Below are 22,864 nucleotides of genomic sequence, written 5' to 3'. Positions count from 1 at the left end.
GGGGCGCGCAACAGAGGGGGAAACGAGGTCTCCCCCGCACTTCGGGGTAACCCCTGTGTCCCCCCAACCCCCCCCCGTGGTGGGTCCCCCCCCCCCCCCCCCCCCCCCCACCCGCGCACCGCTTCCACCACCTCCACTGTCTCCACGGCCCGGTTGTCCGAGGCGGCGGGTAACCTCGCTGGTTCGGAGGCAAGGGCGCGCGACGGGAACGGCGGGCACGAGGGTCGGCAAGGCGCGCCTGACGGGAACGGCGGGCACGAGGGAAGGGCGGGCGTGAACGCACCGCAGCAGACGGGCGGCGGGTGGATCTCCACCGGCCTGCAGTGGCAGGACGGGCGGCCGGTGCTGAGCGCGGTCAACGGGCGCCGGGTGCACGAGCGGGCCGTCGTACCGGGCACGTCGGTCGGCTGGCTGCTGGCCGGGCCGCGCAGGTGCACCGGCGCCTGGCTGGCCGGGGCCACCGAGCGGACGCCCTGCCCGCACCACGCCGTCATCGAACCGGACGGCGGTGCCGTCCAGTGCCCCGCCTGCCAGAGCGTGGACCGCGGGCTGGCCCTCGCCCGCGACCAGATCCTCGACGACGGCCGCACCTACCGGCTCTACCTCGCCTGGTTCGGCGACGGCCTGCTCAAGGTGGGCCTGACCGCCGAGCAGCGCGGCACCAACCGGCTGCTCGAACAGGGCGCACTCGCCTGGACGTTCGCCGCCCGGGGGCCGCTGCCCGCCGTCCGCCGGGCCGAACTCACCGTCGCCGCCTCCGGCCTGGCCCGCGAGCGGTTCACCGGCAAGACGAAGACGCAGCACTGGTGGCGGCACGGCGACGCCTCGCAACGCCGGCAGATCCTCGCCGACGCCCGCGCCCGGGCCCACCACCTGCTCGACGGGCACGCGGTGGAGCTGCTGGCCGACCACCCCGTCACCGACCACGTCGACCTCTACGGCCTGGCCGACGGCGCCCCCGCCGCGTACGGGCAGATCGACGCCCTGGCCCCCGGCGCGGTCGTCGCCGGGACGCTGCGCCCGCCGATCGGCCGCTACCTGCTGCTCGACCAGCCGGGCGACGCCGAACCGCTGCTGCTCGACACCCGCCTGCTCACCGGCTGGACGCTCACCCCGGCACCCGGCCGCCCGGCATCGGGCCTGACCGTACGGCCCCGGGTCCGTCCGCAGGAGGCGGACACCCAGGAGGCGCTGTTCTGATCACGCCCCCTCGTGACTGGTCACGCCGCCCTCGTGCCCCGCGGCCTCACACCAGCTTGCTGCGCACCCCGCCCGGCCCGGACCGGGCCCGGCGCGAGAGCGGCGGCCGCGACGGCCGGACGTCGCGCGCGGGGGGTGCCTCGGCGGCTGCCCGCCCGGCGAGTGCGGCCCGGGCGGCGGCCAGCGCCACCCGGGCGAGCAGCGGGTCCTCGCGGACGCCCGCCGCCCGCTTCTCCGTCTGGCAGCGCGTGCACCAGAGGGGGGAGGCGGGCCCGTCCGGGTACGCCATCTCCTCGGGCGGCAGGTAGTGGCTGCCGCACTCGACGCACTCGAAGACCATCCTCATCCGACGATCACCGTCCCGGATCCGTGGCACCGACCGCATGGCGACCAGAAGGTGTTGAGCTTCGGCACCATGCTTCCTTCCTCGTCCAGTTCGACCGTGGCCTCGGTCTTCTGGGTCCCCCCGGACCCGCCACACCCGGTACAGGCCTGAACCTCGGGCATATGACCCTCCTTGGCGCGGGGACCACCGTAGCGCGAAATCCGTGGGCGGAGCAGCGGTCCTGACGAACCACCACTCCTCCGGGGAGCGCGCAGCCCGACCGCACGCCCCACCCGTCGCATGCGCCGCGGCGGGAGGGGCGCACCCGGCACATGCGTAGGGCCCCTCCGGGCGGGAGGGGCCCTACGGTCACGCGGTCAGCCCGTCGCGCTGCGGAGGAACTCGCGGTTCATCGCGGCGATGCTGGGCAGCGGGATGCCCTTGGGACAGGCGGTGGCGCACTCGCCGGTGTTGGTGCAGCCGCCGAAGCCCTCGGCGTCCATCGCGGCGACCATGTTCCGCACCCGGGACTTCCGCTCCGGCGCGCCCTGCGGGAGCACGTTGAGGTGGACCACCTTGGCGGAGGTGAAGAGCATCGCCGAACCGTTCGGGCAGGCCGCCACGCAGGCGCCGCAGCCGATGCACTCGGCGTGCTCGAAGGCCGTGTCGGCGGCCTCCTTGGGCACCGGGGTGGCGTGCGCGTCGGGGGCGCTGCCGGTGGGGGCGGTGATGTAGCCGCCGGAACCGATGATCCGGTCGAACGCGGAGCGGTCCACCACCAGGTCCTTGACCACCGGGAAGGCCGAGGCCCGCCACGGCTCGATGTCGATGGTGTCGCCGTCCTTGAAGTGCCGCATGTGCAGCTGGCAGGTGGTGGTCCGCTCCGGGCCGTGCGCCTGGCCGTTGATGACCATGCCGCAGGCGCCGCAGATGCCCTCCCGGCAGTCGTGGTCGAAGGCCACCGGCGAGTCGCCGCGGGTGATCAGCTCCTCGTTGAGGGTGTCCAGCATCTCCAGGAAGGACATGTCGGGGCTGATCCCGCTGACCTGGTAGGTGGTCATCGAGCCGGCCGCGTCCGGGCCCGCCTGGCGCCAGATGCGCAGGGTGAGGTTCATGCGTAGCTCCGCTGGGTGGGGTGGACGTGTTCGAAGTCGAGGTGTTCGCGGTGCAGCACGGGGGCGGTGCCGGTGCCGGTGAACTCCCAGGCGGCGGCGTAGCTGAACTCCTCGTCGCGCCGGGCGGCCTCGCCGTCCTCGGTCTGGCTCTCGGTGCGGAAGTGGCCGCCGCAGGACTCGGCGCGGTGCAGGGCGTCCAGGCACATCAGCTCGGCCAGCTCGAAGTAGTCGACCAGCCGGTTGGCCTTCTCCAGCGACTGGTTGAGCTCGGCGCCCGTCCCCGGCACCTTGATTCGGCGCCAGAACTCCTCGCGCAGCTGCGGGATCCGGTCCAGGGCCTGCCGCAGGCCGGCCGCGTCGCGGGCCATCCCGCACTTGTCCCAGAGGAGTTCGCCCAGCTCGCGGTGGAAGGAGTCGGGCGTCCGGTCGCCGTCGACGGCGAGGATGAGGTTCAGCCGGTCCGTCACCTCGGCCTCCACCTCGGTGATCGCGCGGTGGTCGGCCGGGACGGCGGGCAGCGGGTGGCGGGCCAGGTAGTCGTTGAGGGTCGGCGGGAGGACGAAGTAGCCGTCCGCGAGGCCCTGCATGAGGGCGCTGGCGCCGAGCCGGTTGGCGCCGTGGTCGGAGAAGTTGGCCTCGCCGATCGCGAACAGGCCCGGCACGGAGGTCTGCAGGTCGTAGTCGACCCAGAGCCCGCCCATCGTGTAGTGGATCGCCGGGTAGATCCGCATCGGCACCCGGTACGGGTCCTCGGCGGTGATCCGCTCGTACATCTCGAACAGGTTGCCGTACTTGGCCTCGACGGCGTCCCGGCCGAGCCGGTGGATGGCGTCGGCGAAGTCCAGGTAGACGCCCTGGCCGCCGGGGCCGACGCCGCGGCCCTCGTCGCAGACGTTCTTGGCGGCCCGGGAGGCGATGTCGCGCGGCACCAGGTTGCCGAAGGACGGGTAGATCCGCTCCAGGTAGTAGTCCCGCTCGGCCTCGGGGATCTCGCCGGGGGGCCGGGTGTCGCCCTTGGCCTTCGGCACCCAGATCCGGCCGTCGTTGCGCAGCGACTCGCTCATCAGGGTGAGCTTGGACTGGTGGTCGCCGGAGCGCGGGATGCAGGTCGGGTGGATCTGGGTGAAGCACGGGTTGGCGAAGTGCGCGCCGCGCCGGTGGGCCCGCCAGACGGCGGTGGCGTTGGAGTTCTTGGCGTTGGTGGAGAGGTAGAAGACGTTGCCGTACCCGCCGCTGGCGAGCACCACCGCGTCGGCGGTGTAGGTGGAGATCCTGCCGGTCACCAGGTCACGGGCGACGATGCCGCGGGCCCGGCCGTCGATCACCAGCAGGTCGAGCATCTCGGTGCGCGGGTGCATCTCCACGTTCCCGGCGGCGATCTGGCGCTCCAGCGCCTGGTAGGCGCCGAGCAGCAGCTGCTGGCCGGTCTGGCCGCGGGCGTAGAAGGTGCGGGAGACCTGGACGCCGCCGAAGGAGCGGGTGTCGAGCAGGCCGCCGTACTCGCGGGCGAAGGGGACGCCCTGGGCCACGCACTGGTCGATGATCTCCACCGAGACCTGGGCGAGGCGGTGCACGTTGGACTCGCGGGCGCGGAAGTCGCCGCCCTTGACGGTGTCGTAGAAGAGCCGGCGGATGGAGTCGCCGTCGTTGCGGTAGTTCTTGGCCGCGTTGATGCCGCCCTGGGCGGCGATGGAGTGGGCCCGCCGGGGGGAGTCCTGGAAGCAGAACTGCACGACGTGGTAGCCCTGTTCGGCGAGCGTCGCGCCGGCCGCGCCGCCGGCCAGGCCGGTGCCGACCACGATGACGGTGTGCTTGCGCCGGTTGGCCGGGTTGACCAGCTTGGCGTCGAACCGCCGCTGGTCCCACCGCTGTTCGATCGGCCCGCCGGGGGCCCTGGTGTCGGCGACCGGCTCGCCGACCCGGTAGTCGCTGTACGACGCCTGCGTGTTCAACTCACCACTCCGGTCATCACGGCCACGGGGACGGACAGGAAGCCCACGGTCAGCACCAGCGCCAGGCCGTTGGCGGTCAGCTTCAACGCCTTGTCCCAGCGGGCGTTGTTGGCGCCGAGGGTCTGCGCGGCGCTCCAGAACCCGTGCCGGACGTGCAGGCCGACGGCGAGCATCGCGACGATGTAGATCACGCCGCTGTACCAGTGGGAGAAGGAGGCCACGATGTTCTGGTACGGGTGCCCGTGCTCCGCGGCCGGGTTCACGGTGAGCGTGGTCAGGTCGAGGATGTGCCAGACGATGAAGAGCGCCAGGATCACCCCGCCCCAGCGCATCGTCCGGGTGGCGTAGGAGGCCCGCCGCCGCTGGTGCACGTACTTGGTGGGCCGGGCGGCGAGGTCGCGCCGGCTGAGCTGGTACGCGGCCACGCCGTGCAGCAGGACGGCGGCGAGCAGGCCCGCCCGGGCGATCCAGAGGAACCACTCGTAGCGCAGGAACGGCTCGCCGAGGGTGCGCAGCCAGTGCGCGTAGCCGTTGAGCTCGTCCGGGCCGAAGAAGATCTTGAGGTTGCCCAGCATGTGCGCGACCAGGTACAGCAGCATGACCAGTCCGCTGACGGCCATGACCGCCTTCTTGCCGACGGTCGACCGCCACAGGGTCTCCAGGGTGGACGGATGCCGGGCCGTCCGAGTCGCGGTTGTCATGGCTGCAACGGTAGGGAGCGGCGGACGGTCCGTCCAAGACATGATGCGGCTTGTGACGATAGGCTTGACCTATTCTGAGAGCTGTGCAGCTCCAGCAACTCCGCTACTTCCTCGCCGTCGCCGAGACCCGCCACTTCACCCGGGCGGCCGAGGCGGCGCATGTCGCCCAGCCCTCGCTCTCCCAGCAGATCCGCGCACTGGAGCGGGAGTTGGGCGCGGAACTGTTCCACCGCACCCGCGGCAACATCGCCCTCACCGACGCCGGCGACGCACTGCTGCCGCTGGCCCGGCGCATCCTGGCCGACACCGAGAGCGCCCGGCTGGCCGTCCAGGAGACGGTGCAGCTGCGCCGCGGCCGGGTGCGGCTGGGGGCGCCGCCGAGCCTCTGCACCAGCCTGGTGCCGGACGTGCTGCGGGTCTTCCGGGACCGCTACCCGGGGGTGGCGCTGGTGGTCCGGGAGGGCGGCTCGCGCGACCTGGTCCGGACGCTGGCGGCGGGGGAGCTGGACCTCGCGCTGATCATCACCCCGCCGAGCGGCGAGGCGGTTTCGGCGCTGGACGTCACGGAGCTGCTGCACGAGGAGCTGGTGCTGGTCGCCCGGTCCGCGCAAGGCCGGCGGCGCACGGTCCGGGTGACGGAGCTGCGCGGGCGGCCGCTGGTGATGTTCCGTGAGGGCTACGACCTGCGCGAGGCCACCCTGGCGGCCTGCCGGGCGGCCGGGTTCGAGCCGGAGTTCGCCGTGGAGGGCGGCGAGATGGACGCGGTGCTCGGCTTCGTCCGGGCCGGGCTCGGGCCGGCCGTGCTGCCGGGCATGGTGGCCGCCCGCTCGGGTCTGGCCGTCACCCCGTTCGCCGGGCCCGGGCTGGGGCGGACCATCGCCGTGGCGCATGGGCACGAGGTGCCGCTCACCCGGGCGGCGGCCGCGCTGCGCGAGAGCCTGCTCACCCACCTGCGCGACGCGGCCCGGGCGGGCGAGCTGCCGCCGGGCACCCGGCTGCTGCTGTCGTGAGCACGCTGCTGTGGTGAGCGCGCCCCTGTGGTGAGCCTGCCCGCTGTGGTGCGCCCGTTCCCGGTCCGGTGAGCCGTGCCCCCGGTGCCCTGTGCCCCGCCGGCCGAGGCGTCGGCCGGGCCGCCGGACCGTGCCGCCGAGCCGGGCCGCCGAACCGTGCCGCGCGGGCGAATGGTTGGCACGCTGTGCGAATCACCCAAATCGTGACCTTACGGAGCCACCGGCCCGGAACCCGCTGTTCACAGGCCGCGTCACAGGCAGTGGCTGCGGTGCCGTATGGTGCGTCGCCGCAGAGCGGAGCAGGCAGGCGCGGGGAGAGTACGGCGATGGACGACGGGAAGCAGCAGGACGGCAGACCGGGCGGGGGCGGCACCGCCCCCGCGGGCGGCGAACCGGTGATCGAGGACGAGCGCCCCTGGGAGCTCCCCGACTACCTCCACGGCCGGGAGCTCGGCGCCGGAGCGAGCGGCCGGGTCGTGCTCGCCCGCCACCGGGAGACCGACACCCCCGTCGCGATCAAGTACCTGCACGGCTCCGTCGGCACACCCGCCCTCCGCGCGGAGGCGCAGGTCCTCGCGACCATCGACTCCCCGCACGTCACCCGGCTCTACGAGTACGTGGAGGGCGAGCGGGGCTCGGCCATCGTGATGGAGCTGGTGGACGGGATCGCGCTGCGCGACCTGCTCCGTGCGGAGGGCGCCACCACCCCGGAGGCCGCCCTGGTGGTCCTGAAGGGTTCCCTGCTGGGCCTGGCCGCCGCCCACGACGCCGGGGTGGTGCACCGCGACTACAAGCCCGCCAACGTGCTGGTCGACACCTCCGGCATCTCCAAGCTGGTCGACTTCGGCATCGCGGTGCCGGCCGGCGACGACCGCGACGTCTCCGGCACCCCCGCCTACATGCCGCCCGAGCAGTGGGCGGGCCGGCCCGCCTCGCCGGCCGGTGACGTCTACGCCGCCACCGTCACCTTCTTCGAGTGCCTCACCGGCGCCCGCCCGTACGGGGGCGCCACGATCGCCGAACTCGCCGTCCAGCACACGGAGGCGCCGATCCCGGCCGAGCTGGCGCCCGACCCGGTCCGGCCGCTGATCCTGGCAGGCCTCGCCAAGGACCCGCAGGCCCGGCCCGGGAGCGCGGCCGCCCTGGTCGAGGAGCTGGAGGCCGTCGCGGCGGCCGAGTACGGCCGGGAGTGGGAGGAGAAGGGCCGGCTCGACCTGACGGCGCTGGTCGCCCTGCTCGCCCTGCTGCTGCCCGGTGCCGGCGGTGCGGCGGGCGGCACCTCGCTGGCCCACACCGCCGTGGGCGGCGCCGACACGTCGGCGGGGGCGCAGGCCGCAGCCGGTGCCGACACCGCGCCGGCCGCCGCCGTCCGGGAGACGCTGGTCCGTCGCGGCGTGCGTCTGAGCAGTCGTGGCAAGGCGCTCGCCGGCGTCGTCGCCGGCACCCTGACCCTGGCCACGCTGGCCGGCATGGCGATGGCGGGGGCCGCCGACGGCGGTGCCCGCACGGTCGTCGGTGGCGCCACCCCGGAGGCCACCACCACGCTCGGCGCACCCGACCCGACGGGCGGCCCGTCGCCCACGGCGGGCGGTGCCACGGAAACCCCGGGCGCCGAGCAGCCGTCCAGCCCGACCGCCCCGTCGTCCACGGTCTCCGGCAGCCCGAGCGGCTCCGCGACGCCGACCAGCTCTCCCACGGCCGCGCCGACCGGCAAGATGCCCACGGCCCCCGGTAAGCCGCCTGCCGGTGGCGCCCCCACCACCGGCCTGCCGCCGGCCCCGCCCGGCGGCGGCCCCACCACCACGGCGCCGCCGGCCCCGCCCGCCGGCCCCACCGCGACCACCGCGGTGCCGACCCTGACCCTCGCCCCGGTCACGCCGACCCCGACCGTCGCCCCGGCGACCATCGCGGTCAGCTCGGTGAACCTGGACTCGCTGACCTGCAGCGGCCGTTGGAGCCTGACCGCGACGGTGACGGTGGTCGCCCAGGGCACGGGCACCGGCACACTGACGCTGAACTGGTTCCACACCTCGGGCGGACGGGCGGTCACCGTCGGGACCGACACGGTGGTGGTCCGCGACGGCCGGGCCACCGTCACGCGTGCGCACGACTTCGGCTCGGCCGACACCTTCCCGACCTGGGGCGTGAGCGTCGGCACCACGCCGGCGGCGGCCACGCCGGGCAAGACGTCGGGCACGATGGCCGCCTACCTGTGCGACCCGCCTCGCTGAGCCCGCGTCGCTTGGTCCCGCGCCGTTGAGTCCTGCGCCGGTCTGTCCTGCGCCGCTCAGTCCCGCGCCGTTGAGTCCTCCGCCGCACCCCGGTACCGATCCGGCCGGTCACCGCCGGCCCCGAACCACCCGACCCGCCCCGCCCGTTGGAGAAGCCATGCCCACGCCCCGCCCCGACTCCGCCCCGGTCCCGGGCGCGGCCGACGACCAGACCGTACGGCTCGGCGCAGGCCCGGAGGACGCCGAGCAGACCGCCCGGCTCCGGTCCGCGCCGAAGGGCACCGAGAAGACCGTGCGGCTCGCTTCGGGGCCCGAGGGTGCCGAGGGTGCCGAGGACGCCGAGCGGACGGTCCGGCTCGGGTCCGCGCCGGCGGCGAACGAGCGGACCGTCAAACCGGACCGGGGCGCCGGGGCACCGGCCGCCGGCGGGCCCGACTCCGAGGCCACCGCCCGGCTCGACGGCGACGACGCCGCGAGCGCGACCTTCCTCGACCCCCGGGTCTGGGGCGATGCCCCGGAAGCGGGCAAGACCACCACACGCGTGCAGACCCCGGCCTACGGAAGCGCCGTGCCCGCCCCGCCCTCGACCCGCACCACGGAGGCGGCCGGCCCGGCAGACACCGGCGCCACACCGCCGCCCGGTCCACCACCGGCGGACGGCTCGTCGGCTGACGGATCGCCGGTCGACGGCCCGTCGGACGAACGGCCGCTCGCCCCGGGTGAGTTGCGCCGGTTCGGCCCCGGTGTTCCGCCGCAGGCCGCCGCGGTCTGGCACGGCGCCGCCGGGCCGGAGGCGCAGCAGCCGCGCCGCCCGCGTCGGGTGCGGCGGTGGCTGGTGCCGGCGGCGGTGCTGCTGGCCGTCCTGGCCTTCCTGTTCTGGCGCTTCACCATGCCGCCCCTGGCGGTCACCGGTGTCGGCGTGACCACCGACTCCGCGGGCCCCGGCTGCGGCGGTACGGCGGTGATCACGGCCGGGGTGGAGACCAACGGCGGGGCCGGCACCATCCGGTACCGCTGGCTGCGCAGTGACGGCACCACCTCGGGCGAGCTCGCCCAGGACGTCCGTGTCGGCGCGCACCGCACCGACCTGGTGCTGCGCTGGAGCTTCGAGGGCCAGGGCTCGCTCCAGGCCACCGCGACGCTGGAGATCCTCTCACCGGGGGCCCGGACCGCGGCCGCCTCGTTCGCCTACCGCTGTCCGTGAGAGGGCTCTCCCGTGCCCGGGCGGCGGCCTCGACGCGGTTGCGGTCACCGAGCCTGTTCTGAACGGTCGCCAGGTGGCTCTTGACGGTGCCGGGGCGAGGGCGCCGCGGATCACCGCCCGGGCCGTCGTCGAGCGGTGGGTCCGGGCCCACAGGCTGCCGTCGTCGGTCGGTCAGGCGGGGGCGAGGCCGATCAGGGCGGCCAGGGTGCGGGCGTTGTGCTCGAACGCGGCCTCCGGGTCGAGGATCGTGCCGGCGAACTGGCCGGACAGCTCGAAGCCGAGCCAGCCGAACAGCCCGGTCCAGGCGGTGAGGGCGCGGTAGACCACGTCGTCCGGCACCTCCGGCATCACCGCGCGGACCCGTTCGGCGTCCGGGCCGAGGGTCGGCGGGGGAACGGGGAGGTGTTCGGGGACGGCGAGGGCCGTCGCACGGTGGGCGTCGGCGACGATCCGGCCGAAGGCCAGCGTGCCGCGCATCGCGGGCGCGACGGTGTCCTGCGGAGCCCGGTAGCCGGGGACGGGGGAGCCGTACAGCAGGGCGTACTCGTGCGGGTGGGCGAGCGCCCAGGCCCGCAGGGCGCGGCAGAGCGCCAGCCAGCGGCCGGTGGGGTCCCCGGCGGGCCGGGTGGTGACCGCGTGCTCCAGGGCGTCGCCGAGCGCGTTGTACGCGTCGATGATCAGCGCGGTGAGCAGTTCGTCGCGGGAGGCGAAGTAGCGGTAGATCGCGGACGAGACCATGCCCATCTCCCGGGCCACCGCCCGCAGCGAGAGACCGCTCGCTCCCGAGGTGGCGAGTTGCTGCCGGGCGATGTCGGTGATCTGCCGGGTCAGTTCGGCTCGGACGTCTGCGCGGGCGCTGCGGCTGGCTGTCATGGAGGCACGCTAGCAGAGGAGGAGAGCGGCGCACTGGAACGAGAGCGGTGCTCTTGACTCGCCCCGACCGAGGAGAGAGCATTGCTCTCAGAAGAGAGCGCCGCTCTCGAACTGGGAGGGATCCGTCATGTCCAAGCTGCTCTACACCGGCCCGTCGCTCGAGACGCTGCACCAGGAGTACGCCAAGGAGCGCCGGATCGACGAGGCCGCACCGGTCACCTCTGCCTCGGAGATCCGGATCGAGGCGTCGGCGGACCGGGTGTGGGAGGTGCTGGCCGACCTCCCGGGGTGGGGCCGGGTGCGCCCGGGCTACCGGCTGCTGAGCCTGGACGAAGGGGTGGCCGTCGACGCCCGGTTCACCTGGGCGATCGGGCGGACCCGGATCACCGGGCGCTTCGCCGTCGTCGATCCCGGCCGGGAACTGACGTTCACGGGCGTGGCGATGGGCGTCAAGGCGATCGACCGCCTCGTTCTGACCCCCACCGGGGACGGTGCGACCCTCTTCCGCATGGAGGAGTCGATGGCCGCCCCGCTCGTCCCGCTGTTCTTCGGCGAGGGCCGCCTGCGCGCCCAGCACCGGCAGTTCCTGAACGCGGTGAAGGCCGAGGCCGAGCGGTCCTGATGACCACCCGCCGGGCGAACGTGACGCGCAGGCGGCGCGGCGCTTCTCACGGCACCGGTCCGACGGCTTGGCTCGGCACCCCCGAGCACCGCCGCTTCCGCACGGTGAGCTCGTTCGCGCACCAGGCTACGAGGGCATCACCCCGTGGATGCGGGAGAGGGTGAACATCCGTTCGTCGTTCCGCAGGTGACACCAGGCGTTGAGGTAGGGCGCATCGAGATCGAGCCGGCTGAGGGTGCGGACGGTCTCGCTGCCCGAGGTGGCGACGTACTCGATCGTGACCGACTGGCCTTCGTTGACGGCATGGGCGAGCTGGCGGACGTCGGCGAAGGACAAGTTGCGCGCGTATCCGGCGATGATCTCCTCGGTGTCGCTGTCGTAGGGGCGCTCGTCGTACGGGTCCGGCTCCGGGACGTCCTGCGGGGCGGCGCGTAGTCGGGCGGCAAGGGCGCTCCGGCCGGCGGCCGTCAGGGTGCGCGCCGTACGGGGGCCCGTCTGCGGCGGGCGGGACTTGCCGCGGGGCAGGCGCGGCGGCGGGACCGGGCCTGCCACGCGATGACACGGGGCCCGCTCGATACGGACGGACCCGTCGGGTTTCTCGGCGACGGGGGCGTAGCCCGCGGACCGCAGTGCCGCGAGCGTCTTGTCCGGTGGAGTCCGGCTGACCAGCACCGTCGGTGCCAGTTGCCGCAGGCCGAGCGGGGCGAGCTTGCGGTGGGCGGCCAGTTCGGCCAGCAGGCCGGGCTCCTCGCCGTGGATCACGCAGGCTGCGGAGACGACGCGCACGCGGCCGTGGCTGCGTGCGGTGTCGTGAAGCAGGTACGAGAGCGGTTGGGGAAGCGGCTCGACGGCGACGGCCGCGAGGTCGGCCGCCATGGCGTCGGGGGTGTGGCCCGCGTCGAGGGCGCGGCGGACGCTTCCCGGACTGAACCGCCACACGGACGCCGCACCGGCGGTCTCCCGGTCGGCGACGGAGTCCAGCAGCGTGCAGAGGGACGCCGACGGCGTCCCGGCGACGACGGCCGTGAGGTCGCTGCCGAAGCGGGCGGTCCCGGTGGCGGCGGGCAGCAGCTGCCGACAGACGGACGCCACAGCTTCGGCGTCATCGGCGAGCAGGGCGTCCCCGATCGGGGACAGGGCCCCGAGAGCGAGTACGCCGAGCAGTTCCGATTCGCGGATCACGGTGGCGAACGGTGTGACGTCCTGGGGGAGTTCGTCGGCGAGCGGACGGTGCCACGCGATCAGCGCCCCCAGCTCCGCCGGATTCGTCGCGCCCTCGCCTACCGGAAGCTGCGTCGTGGCCGTGAGCAGCCCGTGCCGGGCCTGTACACAGCCGGCGCACGGCGGTGTTCCGGCGAGGGCCGGCAGTGCCTTCCCGTCCTCGTCGCGGCTCCCGCCGGGGGTCAGCGGCAGTGTCCACCACGCCCGGAGAAGCACGGCGAGCCGGTCGGCCGGCTCCTCCCCGGCCCAGGTGTCGTAGGCCTCCGTCGCCGCGACCTGGTCGCCGTCGCGGGCCAGCAGCCCGGCCGCGTTCGCCGTCTCCAGCACGAGGCGTACCACCAGCTCCTCGCACTTCGCCGCCCTGCCGATCCGGGACAGCTCACGTGCGCCGATCCCGCCGGACTTGAGCCGGGCCGACGGAGAGGCGGCGCACACCGCCAGGACGGATGAGGCGTGGACGGCGAACGCCATCGCGGCGGCCGAGGCCTCCCGGTCGATCTCGGAAGCCGTGACGGGTGCCGACTGCAGGACGGGTGGGACGGCTGTGAACGGCGCGTGCCAGCCGAAGCCGCGCAGCGCCAGCGCCACCTCCGCGGGCATGCGGGCGGGCCCGTACCAGCGACGGTCCCGGACCAGCAGCCCCCGCTCCAGCGCCCATCGTGCACCCGGCTCGCCGTCGTCCCGAGCAGTCCCGAACAAGGTGAAGTCCGGACGCCCGGGAGCCTGAACCGCCCGTTGCTCAAGGAGTCTCCGGGTGGCCGCGGGGGCCTTGGCCACCAGCGAGGTGACCCGGGCGGGATCGCTGTGATGGCCGACCAGCGCGGCCAGCCGCTGCTGTTTGCGACCACTGGCCGGCTTGAGGCCCAGCGTCGTCACCATGCGGCCCAGTTCGTCGGAGCCGGCGTCCACGAGCAGCCGTTCCAGCGGCGCGTCCAACTCCAGGGGTGAATCCCAGGCTTGCCGCAGCGGTCCCGCCATGTGCAGCAGGCCATCGCCGCCCGGCCACACCAGGGCGCGATCGGCCAGCGCCTCCAGCACCGCGTCCAACCCGCGCGAGCGTTCCCCGTCCGTCGCGTCCAGGATGCCCGCCAGGACGTTCCGGGGCGTGGGCGTCAGCGCGGCCACGGCCTCCGCCACCTGCAGGTCCGGCAGCGTGAGCCCGGGCAGTGCCAGGGCCACTGACGCCGGGCGCTGAAGCCGGTCCGCCAGTTCGCCGACCGACCGCGGCTCGGGAGCCGCCGCGGCGTCCGGGCGCGCCGCCAGGACCCGCTCCAACCGCGGTCCGCCGACACCGTGCAGCCAGGCGGCCAGGGTCGATTCGCTCGCCGTGCCGATGGGGAACACCTCACCATGTAGGACGGATGTCATTCCGCGCCGGAACCGGCCGGGAGCTCAAGCATGGCGTATGAAGCGGGTTGCGCGCGTCACACGACGGAGGGAAGCGGTCGAGGTCAGTCCGTGGACGACCTCTGAACCATGTTGCGTATGGTGAGAACGAAGCCGACCGCCTGCCGCCCGGAACGCAGCGCTGGGAACGTACCGGGTACGACGAAGGCCCGGACCGCTCCGGGCCTTCGCGGCGGAGGTGCAGCACGAGCAGTCAGCGCTCGAACTGAATGCTCGCCAGCTTGTCCGGGTAGTAGCTGACGCGGCCGGTGTCCGCCTGCCCGATGAAGTCGCAGCCCGAGGTGATCGTCCCGACCAGAGGCGTTGCGCTGCCGACCAGGGTGATGGTCAGTTTGGCCGTCCCACCGGGGGTGAGTGCGGGAGAGGAGTTCTCCACCTTCAGACGGACCATCTTGTCGAACGTCACGTCCCGACTCTCGTCCAGCCTGACCCCCGTACCGGTGGAGACGCAGAACCGGACGGTCGATGCCGGCATGCGGATCTGCTGGCCGTCCTTGGTCGTGAAGACCGCCTGGACGTCGGTCCACGCCTTTGTCGAGGCCGACGACTTGGCCGACGGGCTGGTCGACGGGCTGGTCGAGTTGGTCCCGCCGGTGTTTCCCTGTGGCGCCGGAGCGGTGACGGTGACAGTGGTGGTGACGGTGGGCTGGGCGGCGGACGCCTCACCCTGCTCGTGGCCGAGGAAGTAGAACGGGACCGCCGACGCCACCACCGCGAGGACGCCGGTGATCACGGCAGCGGTGATCGCGCCGCTCCGGGTGATCCTGGCGACCTCCACGTGGGGGTCGGGCCCTCTGCGATTCGCCGGATCCTGCTGCGGTTCACTTGCCACGGCCGCCCCCACCCGCTCCAGTGTGCCGAACTCGTAAGAAGGTACCGCCAGTTGGGCGCGCTTGCCAGGGTGACCGGGCCGCCCGGTTCCCGCTGACCCTCACCCCGTTCGTCGTCAAGCAGATGGACATCCCGTTCCAGTACGACCTCGACGGGCTGATCGACGTCCACGTCGGCTTCAACGGCATCATCGACCGCTACGAACTCCCCATCTTCTCCGGCGTGTTCAGCCTCGCTTGATCACGAACGGCTTAATCCGGCCGCACGGGAGGGACAGGTTCGGTTATTTAGACACTTCGTGATCAAGTGTGTGGCAGCAGGTGGACCTCGCGCAGACTTTTCCCCGCATTCACCACTACGGCACGGCGCGCCATCCCTCGGCGCCGCGCCCCGTGTCAACAGCCTTATGTAGTTCGGCCTTTGTAAAGCAATGGCTGCACAGACGCACACTGCGGGAGATCCTCTTGCGGCACTCTGGCCTGAGCGCGGCCTGCCGGATACGGCTGGCGTTCGGCAGGCCGTACTCTCCTCGGACTACTTGGTAGCGAGGAGTTCTCCGCGCTCGACGGCCTCGCGGAGGACGGTGGCGATCTCCTGGGGCAGGAGGTTGATCGCGTCGAGGGCTTCGGCGGTCAGGGGGATCTCCTCCAGGATGTAATCGCCGCGGCCTTCCTGGCTGAACTCGGGGCCGGTGCGGTCCTCGAAGCTCCACTTGTCGATGGTGGCGAGGTAGAAGTCCTGGCGCTCCTCGTCGGTCTCCAGGGTGTGGAGGAGGCTGACGATCTTGGCCTCGCCGGCGATCTCCTCGTGGATCTCGCGCTGCAGAGCGTCCTCGGGGCTGGCGTCGGTCGGTTCGATCTTGCCGCCGACGATCACCCAGTACGGGTCGATGCCGGGGCGGATGCGCTTGATCAGCAGCGTGGTGTTGTTCGGGGTGAGGAGGACGGCGCGGACGCGGTGCTGCATGGTGGTCTCTTCCTGTCTCGGTGGTGCTGGCGGTCAGTGGAGGATCCAGCCGCCGTCGACGTGCAACGACTGGCCGGTGATGAAGGACGCGCTCGGGCCGGCGAGGAAGGCCGCTGCGGCGGCGACGTCCTCGGGGCGGCCCCGGCGCTGGACGCACTGGCGGCGGATCTGGTCCTCGGGTCGGGCGCGGTGATGGGCGGGCAGGTCGTTCTCCGCCTCGACCTGGATGGCCCCGGGGAGGACAGTGTTCACGCAGATTCCGGCCGGGCCAAGTTCCCTGGCCAGCGACCTGGTGAAGCCGATCAGCCCGGCCTTGGCGGTGCTGTAGGCGGTGAGGCCGGGCCGTCCGGCGCGGGCGTTGACGCTGCCGATGTTGACGATGCGGCCCCAGCGACGAGCTGTCGGAGTGGTTCGCGAGGCCAGCAACGGCGCTCGGTGGGCGCTGGTCGCCGTTGAGGCCACCGAACCCTGGTGACCAGCGTCGCCTTGAGCAGGGTTGGTGCAGGCGGCTTACCAGTAGGCGCTGTCGTCCCAGGATTCGAAGCTGGCGAACTCGACGGGGTCGTCATCCTCGTCCAGCGCGGCCAGCCCTTCGGTGCTGAAGGTGCCGCGCTGCCACGCAAGGAGAGTGTTGATCAGACCCTGTTTTAGCGGCGGTCCCTGGTCCGCGTGGCGGGGCCAGACGATGAGGGGCCAGCTGTCCGGGTCGTCGCCTTCGGTGAGCCAGCCGAGTTGGTCGCCGTCGATGGAGTTGGCGAAGGGGAGGAACCCGCCGGGCTCGGGCCAGGTGGCGAGCGGATACCACTGCGGATGGTTGCCCTTGAGCTGCCGGTATCCGTCCGTGGTCGACTCGACGTGCTGGAGGTAACGCCGCTCGCCGGTGCGCAGCGGGGTGAAGAAGCGCAGCCAGCCACTCCAGCAGCCGGCGCCGTACAGGTCCATGAGGGTGACGTACTCGCGCGGCAGCGTTGTGCCCAGTTCGGCGAAGAGTCCTGCCCATGTGCCGCCGCCGACGTAGGGGTCCCCTGGCGGCGGGGACAGCAGACGCAGGGCGTCCAGGCCGGTGCCGGTTTCCAGGGCGGTGCGGCGCTCGGCGTCGGTGAGCCGAGGAGTGGTGGGCTCGGGCGGGGTCCAGGGCTGTGCGGTCGGCAGGAAGGCGGTGCGGGCGATGGTGCCGGGGAGGGGGCCGATCAACGGTCCGGGTGGGGACGGCAGCTCCCATTCCGCGCGGACGGTGTGCCGCAGATAGCCGCTGAGGGTGAGGTCGTAGTGGTGCCAGGGCCGCAGGCCGCTGCCAGGGACGCCATCCGAGTGGCTGACGACCACGGTCCACTCGTTGGGGTTCTCGGAGACGGAGGTGTCCCAGAACAGGACATCAGTGCCCCGGGTTTCGCCCCAGGCGAGCAGTCCGCCTGGCTCGGGGTAGATGGCGGGCTGCTCGTGGTCCGGCAGTTCTCGGGCCTCGATGCGAGCCTCGCGGTGGGTGTCGCGGAGCCAGTCACCGTAGTCGAAGCGGTCCTCCTGGACGCAGGGGACGTGTACCCACAGGTACTCGCCAAAGTCCAGCGGGCCGTGGGTGTCGGCCAGTTGCTTGTAGTCGTCCGGAAGCCTGAGTCCCAGCCACTTCTCCACCGCTGTCCAGTCGACCACGACCGGCGCGGGCGAACGTTCCGGGTGTGGCGTGGTGAAGGCGGCTACGTCCAAGCTCACGTGAGTTCCTCTGCGTTGGGCGGCTCAAGTAGATGCCAGCGAGAGTATGCGAGCTTGATCGCGTGAGGTCGGCCTGGTCACGTTGATCAGGCAGCCGGCGGGTGGAAGTCAGAGGTGAGCCCGGAGCTGGCGCGCGGGGCGCCCGAGCACGTCCGCGAGCCTGATCAACTCCGCGTCGGTGAACCAGATGAGGGCCGCCGCCGAGTCGTCCAGTGCGCGTCGATTGGGATGCCGCTTGGCGCGTCAGCTGATCCAGATGCCCTCGGGCGAGATCCGGCGTGCGAGGCGCCGGTCGGCGGCGCTGACGGGGGTCGACCACGACACATCGGTGGTCTGACACCCGGAATCGTCGGCGAGGGTCTGTACGAGCGTCGCGCCAACGCCCTTTCGGCGGTAGGAGTCTGCGACCCAGATCAGGTCGATGCACGGACGTAGGGTGTCGTCCTGATCGCCGTACTCCGACTCGTCGAGCAGGTCCCAGCGGCGGTGCTCGCTGACGTCGTGGGTCGCCAGGTAGCCGATAACGTATCCGTTGGCCTGCAGCAGGTATGCGCGTACGTTGTCCGGGGTCTGTTCTGGCTCACCAAGGTGGGACCACGAGTTGACGTCGTAGTGGTTCTCCCTCTGCGGCATCCGCCCCACCTGGTATGCCAGCTTCCGCCAGGCGATCGGCGACTCGGTCGTCACCACCGCCAGGTCGCTCCACCACTCCAAGTTCTTTGGAGCCCGAACGCCAATCACCCACATCGCATGGTGGGCGGCGTGTTCATTCCCGCCGTCCTCAGGGGCTCGCAGGGTCATTCCGCAGGGGCATTTGCCGCCTGGCAACTGCAACCAAAACTGCAACCACGGAACGACGAAGGACCCGACCGCAGTGCGGTCGGGTCCTTCGTCTGCCCTGGCGGGCGGGTGCGGAGGATACGAGATTCGAACTCGTGAGGGGTTGCCCCCAATGCGCTTTCCAAGCGTGCGTGGACGCGGGAGGGCCCCGGGCGGTGGCCCTGGGTCGCTCCTGTGAGCGGCGGTGGTGCGGGTCGGGGCCGCGACAGAGGAGTGACGGCGCACTCGGGGAGCGTGCGGCCGTGGCGCGCGACTCCCGTGTGCGCCGATGTGTTTCTGCTCGTCGTTCCCGCAGGTCGGGCGGCCTGCCTGCGGGAACGGCCAAGGTGGTGTACGAGCCGTCGGCGGCGGGGTTCGAACGGTACCCGGAGCGGGAACCGGGCCGCTGGCCGCCTCGTCGGTGGCACCAGGCGAGGACGGACCGGACGGCGTGCTGAGGGGGCCGGCGATGCAGGACGAGGCAGGGCGGAGAACCGACGAGTGGCGCCTTCCGGACTACACCCAGGTGCGGGAGCTGGGCGCGGGGGCGAGCGGCCGTGTGGTGCTCGCGCACCACGACCGCACCGGCACGCCGGTGGCGATCAAGTACCTGCTCGATGCGGTGGGCGGCTCCGGCCTCCGCGAGGAAGCGCAGATCCTGGCGCGGGTCGACTCCCCGTACGTCACGCGGCTCTACGAGTACGTCGAGGCCGGGCCGCACGCGGCGATCGTGATGGAGCTGGTGGACGGCGTGCCGCTGCGCACGCTGCTCAAGTCCGAGGGGGCGACGACGCCGGAGGCCGCGCTGGTCGTCCTGAAGGGCTCGCTGCTGGGGCTGGCCGCCGCTCACGCGAGCGGCCTGGTGCACCGGGACTACAAGCCCGCCAACGTGCTGGTCGCGGCGGACGGCTCCACCAAGCTGGTCGACTTCGGGATCGCCGTGCCCAGCGGCGACGACCGGGACATCTCCGGTACGCCGGCCTACCTGGCGCCGGAGCAGTGGACGGCCGCGCCGGCCTCACCCGCCGCCGACGTGTACGCCGCCACCGTGACCTTCTTCGAGTGCCTGACCGGCACCCGCCCGTTCGCCGGCCGGACGGTCGTGGAGCTGGCGGTCCAGCACCGGGAGCACCCCGTGCCGGAGGAGCTGGTCCCGGAGCGCGTCCGGCCGCTGGTCAGGGCCGGGATGGCGAAGCGGCCGGAGGAGCGGCCGGCCGGAGCCGAGGATTTCGTCCGGCAGTTGGAGGCGGTCGCCGCGGCCGGGTACGGAGAGCGGTGGGAGGAGCGCGGGCGCGCCGACCTCGCCACCCTGGTGGCCCTGCTGGCGCTGTTGCTGCCGTGGGGCGCGGCCGGGCCGCCGCCCGGCGGGGCGACGGCGCTGGCGCACACGGGGCTCGGGGCCGGCCGGGGCGCTGCGGCGATCCGGGGCACGCACGACCGGGGCAGCGGTGCCTCGGCGGCCAGGGGTGCCCACCCGCGTGGGGGCGCCTCCGCGCGCCGGACCGTCCGGCGGCTCGGGCTGCGCGAGCGGGTGCGGGTGGAGCACCCGCGGCGTCGGCCGGCCCGGGCGGTCGTCGGCGCGGTGGCGGCCACGCTCGCGGCGGCCTCGCTGGCCGGGGTGGCGCTCGCCGGAGCTGCGGACCGCGGGGACCGGACGGTGACCGGCAGCCCGGTGCCGCGGGTCACCACCACGCTGGGCGCGGCGGGCGGAGCCGGCGGGGAGGTGACGGACGGGCCGTCCGATCCCACGGCGTCGGCCGGGTCCTCGGCGACCCGGACGCCCACCGCCCCGCCGTCCCCCGTGGCGAGCCCCGCGTCGTCTCCGTCCCCGTCTCCGTCCCCGTCCCCGTCCCAGGCTCCGTCGCAGTCGCAGTCGCAGTCGCGCTCGCCCGCGCCTTCGCCCACCTCCGGTACGACGTCGAGCCGTACGGCCGGCCCGACACCGAGCCGCCCGCCCACCCCGGGCGCCACCACGTCGCCCGCGCCCAGGCTCACTGACACGCCCCGTAGCACCCCGCCGTCCACGTCCACCGGCGCCTCGCCGTCCATGCCGGTCAGCGAACCGCTGCCGCCCTCTGCCACCACCGCGCCGCCGCCCGCGATCCGGGTGACCTCGCTGAACGTCGACTCGATCAGCTGCCTGGACAACGGCCACTTCGGCATCCAGGCCAGGATCACCGTCGTGGCGTCCGGGCCGCCGGGGGCCACGCTCACCGTTTCCTGGCAGCACCACTCCGGCGCGATCAACCCGCCCGTGACGATCGCCACCGACACCGTGCGGCTTGGCACCGGCTCCGTAACCCTCACCCGGTCCCACGACTTCGGCGGCGACGACAAGCTCCAGTGGGGCGTCCGGGTGGGCAGTGACCCCAGGCCGGAGAGCACGCCGACGGCCTACCGGGAGCTGCCCGCCATCGACTGCCGGCAGCCCGGTTGATCCCGCCCGCGGTCCTGCCGCACGTTTCCACCGCGCCTCCCCAGCACACCACCCCAACACACCTCCCCACCGCACCTCTCCGCCGTACGTTCCCGTCGCACGTCCCCGGAGGTCTCCATGCCCCTGCCCCGACCGGAGCCCGGCCCGGGAGCCGGCCCCGGTTCCGAGCGGACCGTCCGACTCGGCGCCGGCCCCGATCCCGATCCCGAGCGGACGGTCCCGCTCGACGGCGCCGCGCCCGCCGCGCCCGCCATGTCCCCCACGCCCGGCGCCGAGGACGCCGAGTGCGCCACGTTCCTCGCCCCGACCGTCTGGGGCACCTCGGGTGACCGGTCGCCGGAGCCCGTACCCGTCCCGCCGGAGTCTGCCCCGGCGGCCGACGGCCCGCAGCAGTACGAGGTGCGCCGGTTCGGCCCCGGCGTGCCACCGGTGGCGGCGGCGGTGTGGCATGGCGCGCCGCCGCCCTGGCTGCCGCAGGCCCGGCCGCGTCGGCGCCGGGCCGTCCGGTGGCTGGTCCCGGCGGCCGTCCTGGTCGCCCTGCTCGCCTTCCTGCCGGCCCGGTGCCGGACCGAGCCGCCGCTCGCGCTGACCGGGGTCACCGTCGGCGCGGAACCGGCGGGCGGCCCGCCGTGCGGCGGAACCGCCGTGATCACCGCGACGGTCGGCACCGACGGCCACGCGGGAACCATCCGCTACCGCTGGCTGCGCAGCGACGGCACATCCTCCGGTGAGCTGGTGCAATCGGTGCACTCCGGGGAGCGCCGGGCGGAGCTGGTGCTCCGCTGGTCCTTCGACGGCCGCGGCACGATGCGGGCGACCGCGACCGTCGACATCCTCGGGCCCCGGCGTCTGGGGGCGGCCACCTCGTTCACCTACGCCTGCCAGGGGTGAGCGTTGACGCCGAAAGGCCCGGGGCGGGTGCCCCGGGCCCGTCGTGCGGCGGTGCTGCGGGTCAGGCCGGCAGCAGGGCCTCGATCGCGGCGATGACCTCGTCCGACTCCGGCTCGGTGCGCGGGCGGATGCGGGCTGCCACGGTGCCGTCGGGGGAGATGAGGAACTTCTCGAAGTTCCAGGCGACGTCCCCGGCCTTGCCCTCGGCGTCGGCGGTCTGCGTCAGCACCGCGTAGAGCGGGTGGCGGTCGTCGCCGTTGACGTCCGTCTTGTCGAACAGCGGGAAGGAGACGCCGTAGGTGGTGGAGCAGAAGGTCTGGATCTCCTCGGCGCTGCCCGGCTCCTGCCCGGCGAACTGGTTCGACGGGAAGCCCAGCACGGTGAAGCCGCGCGCGGCGTACCGCTCCTGGAGCCGCTCCAGGCCGGCGTACTGGGGCGTCAGGCCGCACTTGGAGGCGACGTTGACGATCAGCAGCGCCTTGCCCTTGTAGTCGCCCAGCGAGGCGGCCTCGCCGGACAGGGTGCGCAGCGGGATGTCGTACAGGCTCACGGAAGTCCCCTTCGGATGGTCGGTGTCGGGACAGGACTCGTCACGGAACGGTAGCCGCCCCGCCTCTCCCAACCACGAGCGGGCTACGCGTGTTCCGCGCGGGCCGGTGGGATCTTCGCATCGAAACGGGCGGCGACGGCGGCGAAGTCGGCGCTGTGCCAGCGCTCGGGCCGCATCCGGATGGCGATGTCGGCGGTCAGCTGCTCGGTGGTGGCGGCGAGGTAGGCGCGGGCGGTGGCGGGCGGCATGTAGCGGTGGGCCATCGCGGCCCGCTCGGCGGGGTCGACACCGTCCTCGATCGCGACCACCGGGCCCTCCACGCTCACGTACCGGCAGGGCGGCTCCTCCTGCTGGGCGCAGAGCGCGAACCGGCCGGCGGACCGGATCCGGCGGGCTTTGGCGGAGTCCCGGCCGGTGAGGACGGTGAGCACGCCGCCGGGCCGGTAGGAGTACCAGATCGGGACGGCCAGCAGGCCCCGGCCCGGCTCGGCGCCGCCGTAGCCGCTGCCGCCGCCGTAGCCGCCGTCACCGCCGCCGTCACCGCCGACGGCGAGGACGCCGACGTGGACGGCGGCCAGGAAGGTCTCGCGCTCGGGGATGCTCATGGTGAAGGACACGGCGTGGGCCTCCCGGGGACCGGGCCCGCGCGCGGCGGTCGCGCGCGGGCGGTCCTCGGTACGTACGCGCACGGTCGGCGGCCCGAACGCGCCCGCCCCGAACTGCGGTGGGCGCGACGGCTCCGGGGGGGGGGGGGGGGGGGCCGCACCCCCCGCGGCCGTCTCCTGGCCCCACACCCCCA

20 protein-coding genes are annotated in these 22,864 nt (G+C 73.6%); 7 read left to right on the top strand and 13 right to left on the bottom strand.

The genetic code is table 11. The features are described 5' to 3' along the window. The first annotated feature begins 273 nt into the window (after positions 1-273). Positions 274-1,200 carry a DUF2797 domain-containing protein gene (locus ACZ6NC_RS09385; RefSeq protein ID WP_465730627.1) on the top strand — a complete coding sequence of 309 codons (927 nt, stop codon included), beginning with the start codon at positions 274-276 and terminating at the stop codon, positions 1,198-1,200. A gap of 46 nt (positions 1,201-1,246) precedes the next feature. On the opposite strand, the gene ACZ6NC_RS09380 is transcribed toward ACZ6NC_RS09385, so the two are convergent. The 4 genes from ACZ6NC_RS09380 to ACZ6NC_RS09365 form a co-directional block, all read right to left on the bottom strand. Continuing rightward, positions 1,247-1,546: a hypothetical protein gene (locus ACZ6NC_RS09380; protein WP_465730625.1), complete on the bottom strand. Its 300-nt coding sequence runs from the start codon at positions 1,544-1,546 to the stop codon at positions 1,247-1,249. A gap of 356 nt (positions 1,547-1,902) precedes the next feature. Further along, positions 1,903-2,640 carry a succinate dehydrogenase/fumarate reductase iron-sulfur subunit gene (locus ACZ6NC_RS09375; RefSeq protein ID WP_465730623.1) on the bottom strand — a complete coding sequence of 246 codons (738 nt, stop codon included), beginning with the start codon at positions 2,638-2,640 and terminating at the stop codon, positions 1,903-1,905. Continuing rightward, positions 2,637-4,592, bottom strand: coding sequence for a fumarate reductase/succinate dehydrogenase flavoprotein subunit (locus ACZ6NC_RS09370; RefSeq protein ID WP_465730621.1), 1,956 nt, complete (start codon positions 4,590-4,592; stop codon positions 2,637-2,639). Before ACZ6NC_RS09370 ends, ACZ6NC_RS09375 begins: the two co-directional genes overlap by 4 nt. Beyond that, positions 4,589-5,293, bottom strand: a complete 705-nt coding sequence (locus ACZ6NC_RS09365) for a succinate dehydrogenase cytochrome b subunit (RefSeq protein ID WP_465730619.1) — start codon at positions 5,291-5,293, stop codon at positions 4,589-4,591. Before ACZ6NC_RS09365 ends, ACZ6NC_RS09370 begins: the two co-directional genes overlap by 4 nt. A gap of 83 nt (positions 5,294-5,376) precedes the next feature. Here ACZ6NC_RS09365 and ACZ6NC_RS09360 point away from each other — a divergent pair, with 83 nt between their 5' ends. From ACZ6NC_RS09360 to ACZ6NC_RS09350, 3 genes are all read left to right on the top strand, one after another. Continuing rightward, positions 5,377-6,303 carry a LysR family transcriptional regulator gene (locus ACZ6NC_RS09360; RefSeq protein WP_465730617.1) on the top strand — a complete coding sequence of 309 codons (927 nt, stop codon included), beginning with the start codon at positions 5,377-5,379 and terminating at the stop codon, positions 6,301-6,303. Positions 6,304-6,629: 326 nt separating this feature from the next. Continuing rightward, positions 6,630-8,534, top strand: coding sequence for a protein kinase domain-containing protein (locus ACZ6NC_RS09355; protein WP_465730615.1), 1,905 nt, complete (start codon positions 6,630-6,632; stop codon positions 8,532-8,534). A gap of 157 nt (positions 8,535-8,691) precedes the next feature. After that, a complete protein-coding gene (locus ACZ6NC_RS09350) occupies positions 8,692-9,738 on the top strand; it encodes a hypothetical protein (protein WP_465730613.1) in 1,047 nt (348 codons plus the stop codon). Between the two features lie 171 nt (positions 9,739-9,909). On the opposite strand, the gene ACZ6NC_RS09345 is transcribed toward ACZ6NC_RS09350, so the two are convergent. Continuing rightward, a complete protein-coding gene (locus ACZ6NC_RS09345; RefSeq protein WP_465730611.1) occupies positions 9,910-10,611 on the bottom strand; it encodes a TetR/AcrR family transcriptional regulator in 702 nt (233 codons plus the stop codon). Positions 10,612-10,738: 127 nt separating this feature from the next. Here ACZ6NC_RS09345 and ACZ6NC_RS09340 point away from each other — a divergent pair, with 127 nt between their 5' ends. Further along, complete coding sequence (locus ACZ6NC_RS09340; RefSeq protein WP_465730609.1) at positions 10,739-11,233, top strand: SRPBCC family protein; 495 nt, start codon at positions 10,739-10,741, stop codon at positions 11,231-11,233. Between the two features lie 126 nt (positions 11,234-11,359). On the opposite strand, the gene ACZ6NC_RS09335 is transcribed toward ACZ6NC_RS09340, so the two are convergent. The 6 genes from ACZ6NC_RS09335 to ACZ6NC_RS09310 form a co-directional block, all read right to left on the bottom strand. Then, positions 11,360-13,798 carry a helicase C-terminal domain-containing protein gene (locus ACZ6NC_RS09335; RefSeq protein WP_465730607.1) on the bottom strand — a complete coding sequence of 813 codons (2,439 nt, stop codon included), beginning with the start codon at positions 13,796-13,798 and terminating at the stop codon, positions 11,360-11,362. Positions 13,799-14,054: 256 nt separating this feature from the next. Continuing rightward, complete coding sequence (locus ACZ6NC_RS09330) at positions 14,055-14,639, bottom strand: hypothetical protein (protein WP_465730605.1); 585 nt, start codon at positions 14,637-14,639, stop codon at positions 14,055-14,057. A 587-nt stretch (positions 14,640-15,226) separates the two neighbouring features. Then, positions 15,227-15,658: an NUDIX hydrolase gene (locus tag ACZ6NC_RS09325; protein WP_465730603.1), complete on the bottom strand. Its 432-nt coding sequence runs from the start codon at positions 15,656-15,658 to the stop codon at positions 15,227-15,229. A gap of 33 nt (positions 15,659-15,691) precedes the next feature. Then, positions 15,692-16,120 (bottom strand): SDR family oxidoreductase, encoded by a 429-nt coding sequence (locus ACZ6NC_RS09320; protein WP_465730601.1) that lies wholly within the window; start codon positions 16,118-16,120, stop codon positions 15,692-15,694. Between the two features lie 48 nt (positions 16,121-16,168). After that, positions 16,169-17,368 (bottom strand): SMI1/KNR4 family protein, encoded by a 1,200-nt coding sequence (locus tag ACZ6NC_RS09315; protein ID WP_465730599.1) that lies wholly within the window; start codon positions 17,366-17,368, stop codon positions 16,169-16,171. A gap of 243 nt (positions 17,369-17,611) precedes the next feature. After that, positions 17,612-18,169 (bottom strand): GNAT family N-acetyltransferase, encoded by a 558-nt coding sequence (locus ACZ6NC_RS09310; protein ID WP_465730597.1) that lies wholly within the window; start codon positions 18,167-18,169, stop codon positions 17,612-17,614. Between the two features lie 487 nt (positions 18,170-18,656). Here ACZ6NC_RS09310 and ACZ6NC_RS09305 point away from each other — a divergent pair, with 487 nt between their 5' ends. Further along, positions 18,657-20,624: a protein kinase domain-containing protein gene (locus ACZ6NC_RS09305; RefSeq protein WP_465730595.1), complete on the top strand. Its 1,968-nt coding sequence runs from the start codon at positions 18,657-18,659 to the stop codon at positions 20,622-20,624. Between the two features lie 117 nt (positions 20,625-20,741). Next, positions 20,742-21,515 (top strand): hypothetical protein, encoded by a 774-nt coding sequence (locus ACZ6NC_RS09300; RefSeq protein ID WP_465730593.1) that lies wholly within the window; start codon positions 20,742-20,744, stop codon positions 21,513-21,515. Positions 21,516-21,576: 61 nt separating this feature from the next. Here ACZ6NC_RS09300 and ACZ6NC_RS09295 read toward each other — a convergent pair whose 3' ends face one another. Together ACZ6NC_RS09295 and ACZ6NC_RS09290 are read right to left on the bottom strand one after the other, a co-directional pair. Continuing rightward, on the bottom strand, positions 21,577-22,065 hold the full coding sequence (locus ACZ6NC_RS09295; RefSeq protein WP_465730591.1) for a glutathione peroxidase: 489 nt from the start codon (positions 22,063-22,065) through the stop codon (positions 21,577-21,579). Between the two features lie 83 nt (positions 22,066-22,148). Beyond that, entirely contained in the window at positions 22,149-22,682 is a 534-nt protein-coding gene (locus tag ACZ6NC_RS09290; protein WP_465730589.1) for a pyridoxamine 5'-phosphate oxidase family protein, read from the bottom strand. Positions 22,683-22,864: the final 182 nt, after the last annotated feature.

This window comes from Kitasatospora sp. NPDC041988, assembly GCF_055588525.1.
Note: the sequence above shows the minus strand (reverse complement) of the source record. Positions and strands in the feature narration are given on the sequence as shown.

Coding starts and splice junctions, on each gene's coding strand:
- ACZ6NC_RS09350 (WP_465730613.1), top strand. CDS start 8,692: ATGCCCACGCCCCGCCCCGACTCCGCCCCGGTCCCGGGCGCGGCCGAC.
- ACZ6NC_RS09355 (WP_465730615.1), top strand. CDS start 6,630: ATGGACGACGGGAAGCAGCAGGACGGCAGACCGGGCGGGGGCGGCACC.
- ACZ6NC_RS09365 (WP_465730619.1), bottom strand. CDS start 5,293: ATGACAACCGCGACTCGGACGGCCCGGCATCCGTCCACCCTGGAGACC.
- ACZ6NC_RS09305 (WP_465730595.1), top strand. CDS start 18,657: ATGCAGGACGAGGCAGGGCGGAGAACCGACGAGTGGCGCCTTCCGGAC.
- ACZ6NC_RS09325 (WP_465730603.1), bottom strand. CDS start 15,658: ATGCAGCACCGCGTCCGCGCCGTCCTCCTCACCCCGAACAACACCACG.
- ACZ6NC_RS09345 (WP_465730611.1), bottom strand. CDS start 10,611: ATGACAGCCAGCCGCAGCGCCCGCGCAGACGTCCGAGCCGAACTGACC.
- ACZ6NC_RS09310 (WP_465730597.1), bottom strand. CDS start 18,169: ATGACCCTGCGAGCCCCTGAGGACGGCGGGAATGAACACGCCGCCCAC.
- ACZ6NC_RS09340 (WP_465730609.1), top strand. CDS start 10,739: ATGTCCAAGCTGCTCTACACCGGCCCGTCGCTCGAGACGCTGCACCAG.
- ACZ6NC_RS09375 (WP_465730623.1), bottom strand. CDS start 2,640: ATGAACCTCACCCTGCGCATCTGGCGCCAGGCGGGCCCGGACGCGGCC.
- ACZ6NC_RS09380 (WP_465730625.1), bottom strand. CDS start 1,546: ATGAGGATGGTCTTCGAGTGCGTCGAGTGCGGCAGCCACTACCTGCCG.
- ACZ6NC_RS09300 (WP_465730593.1), top strand. CDS start 20,742: ATGCCCCTGCCCCGACCGGAGCCCGGCCCGGGAGCCGGCCCCGGTTCC.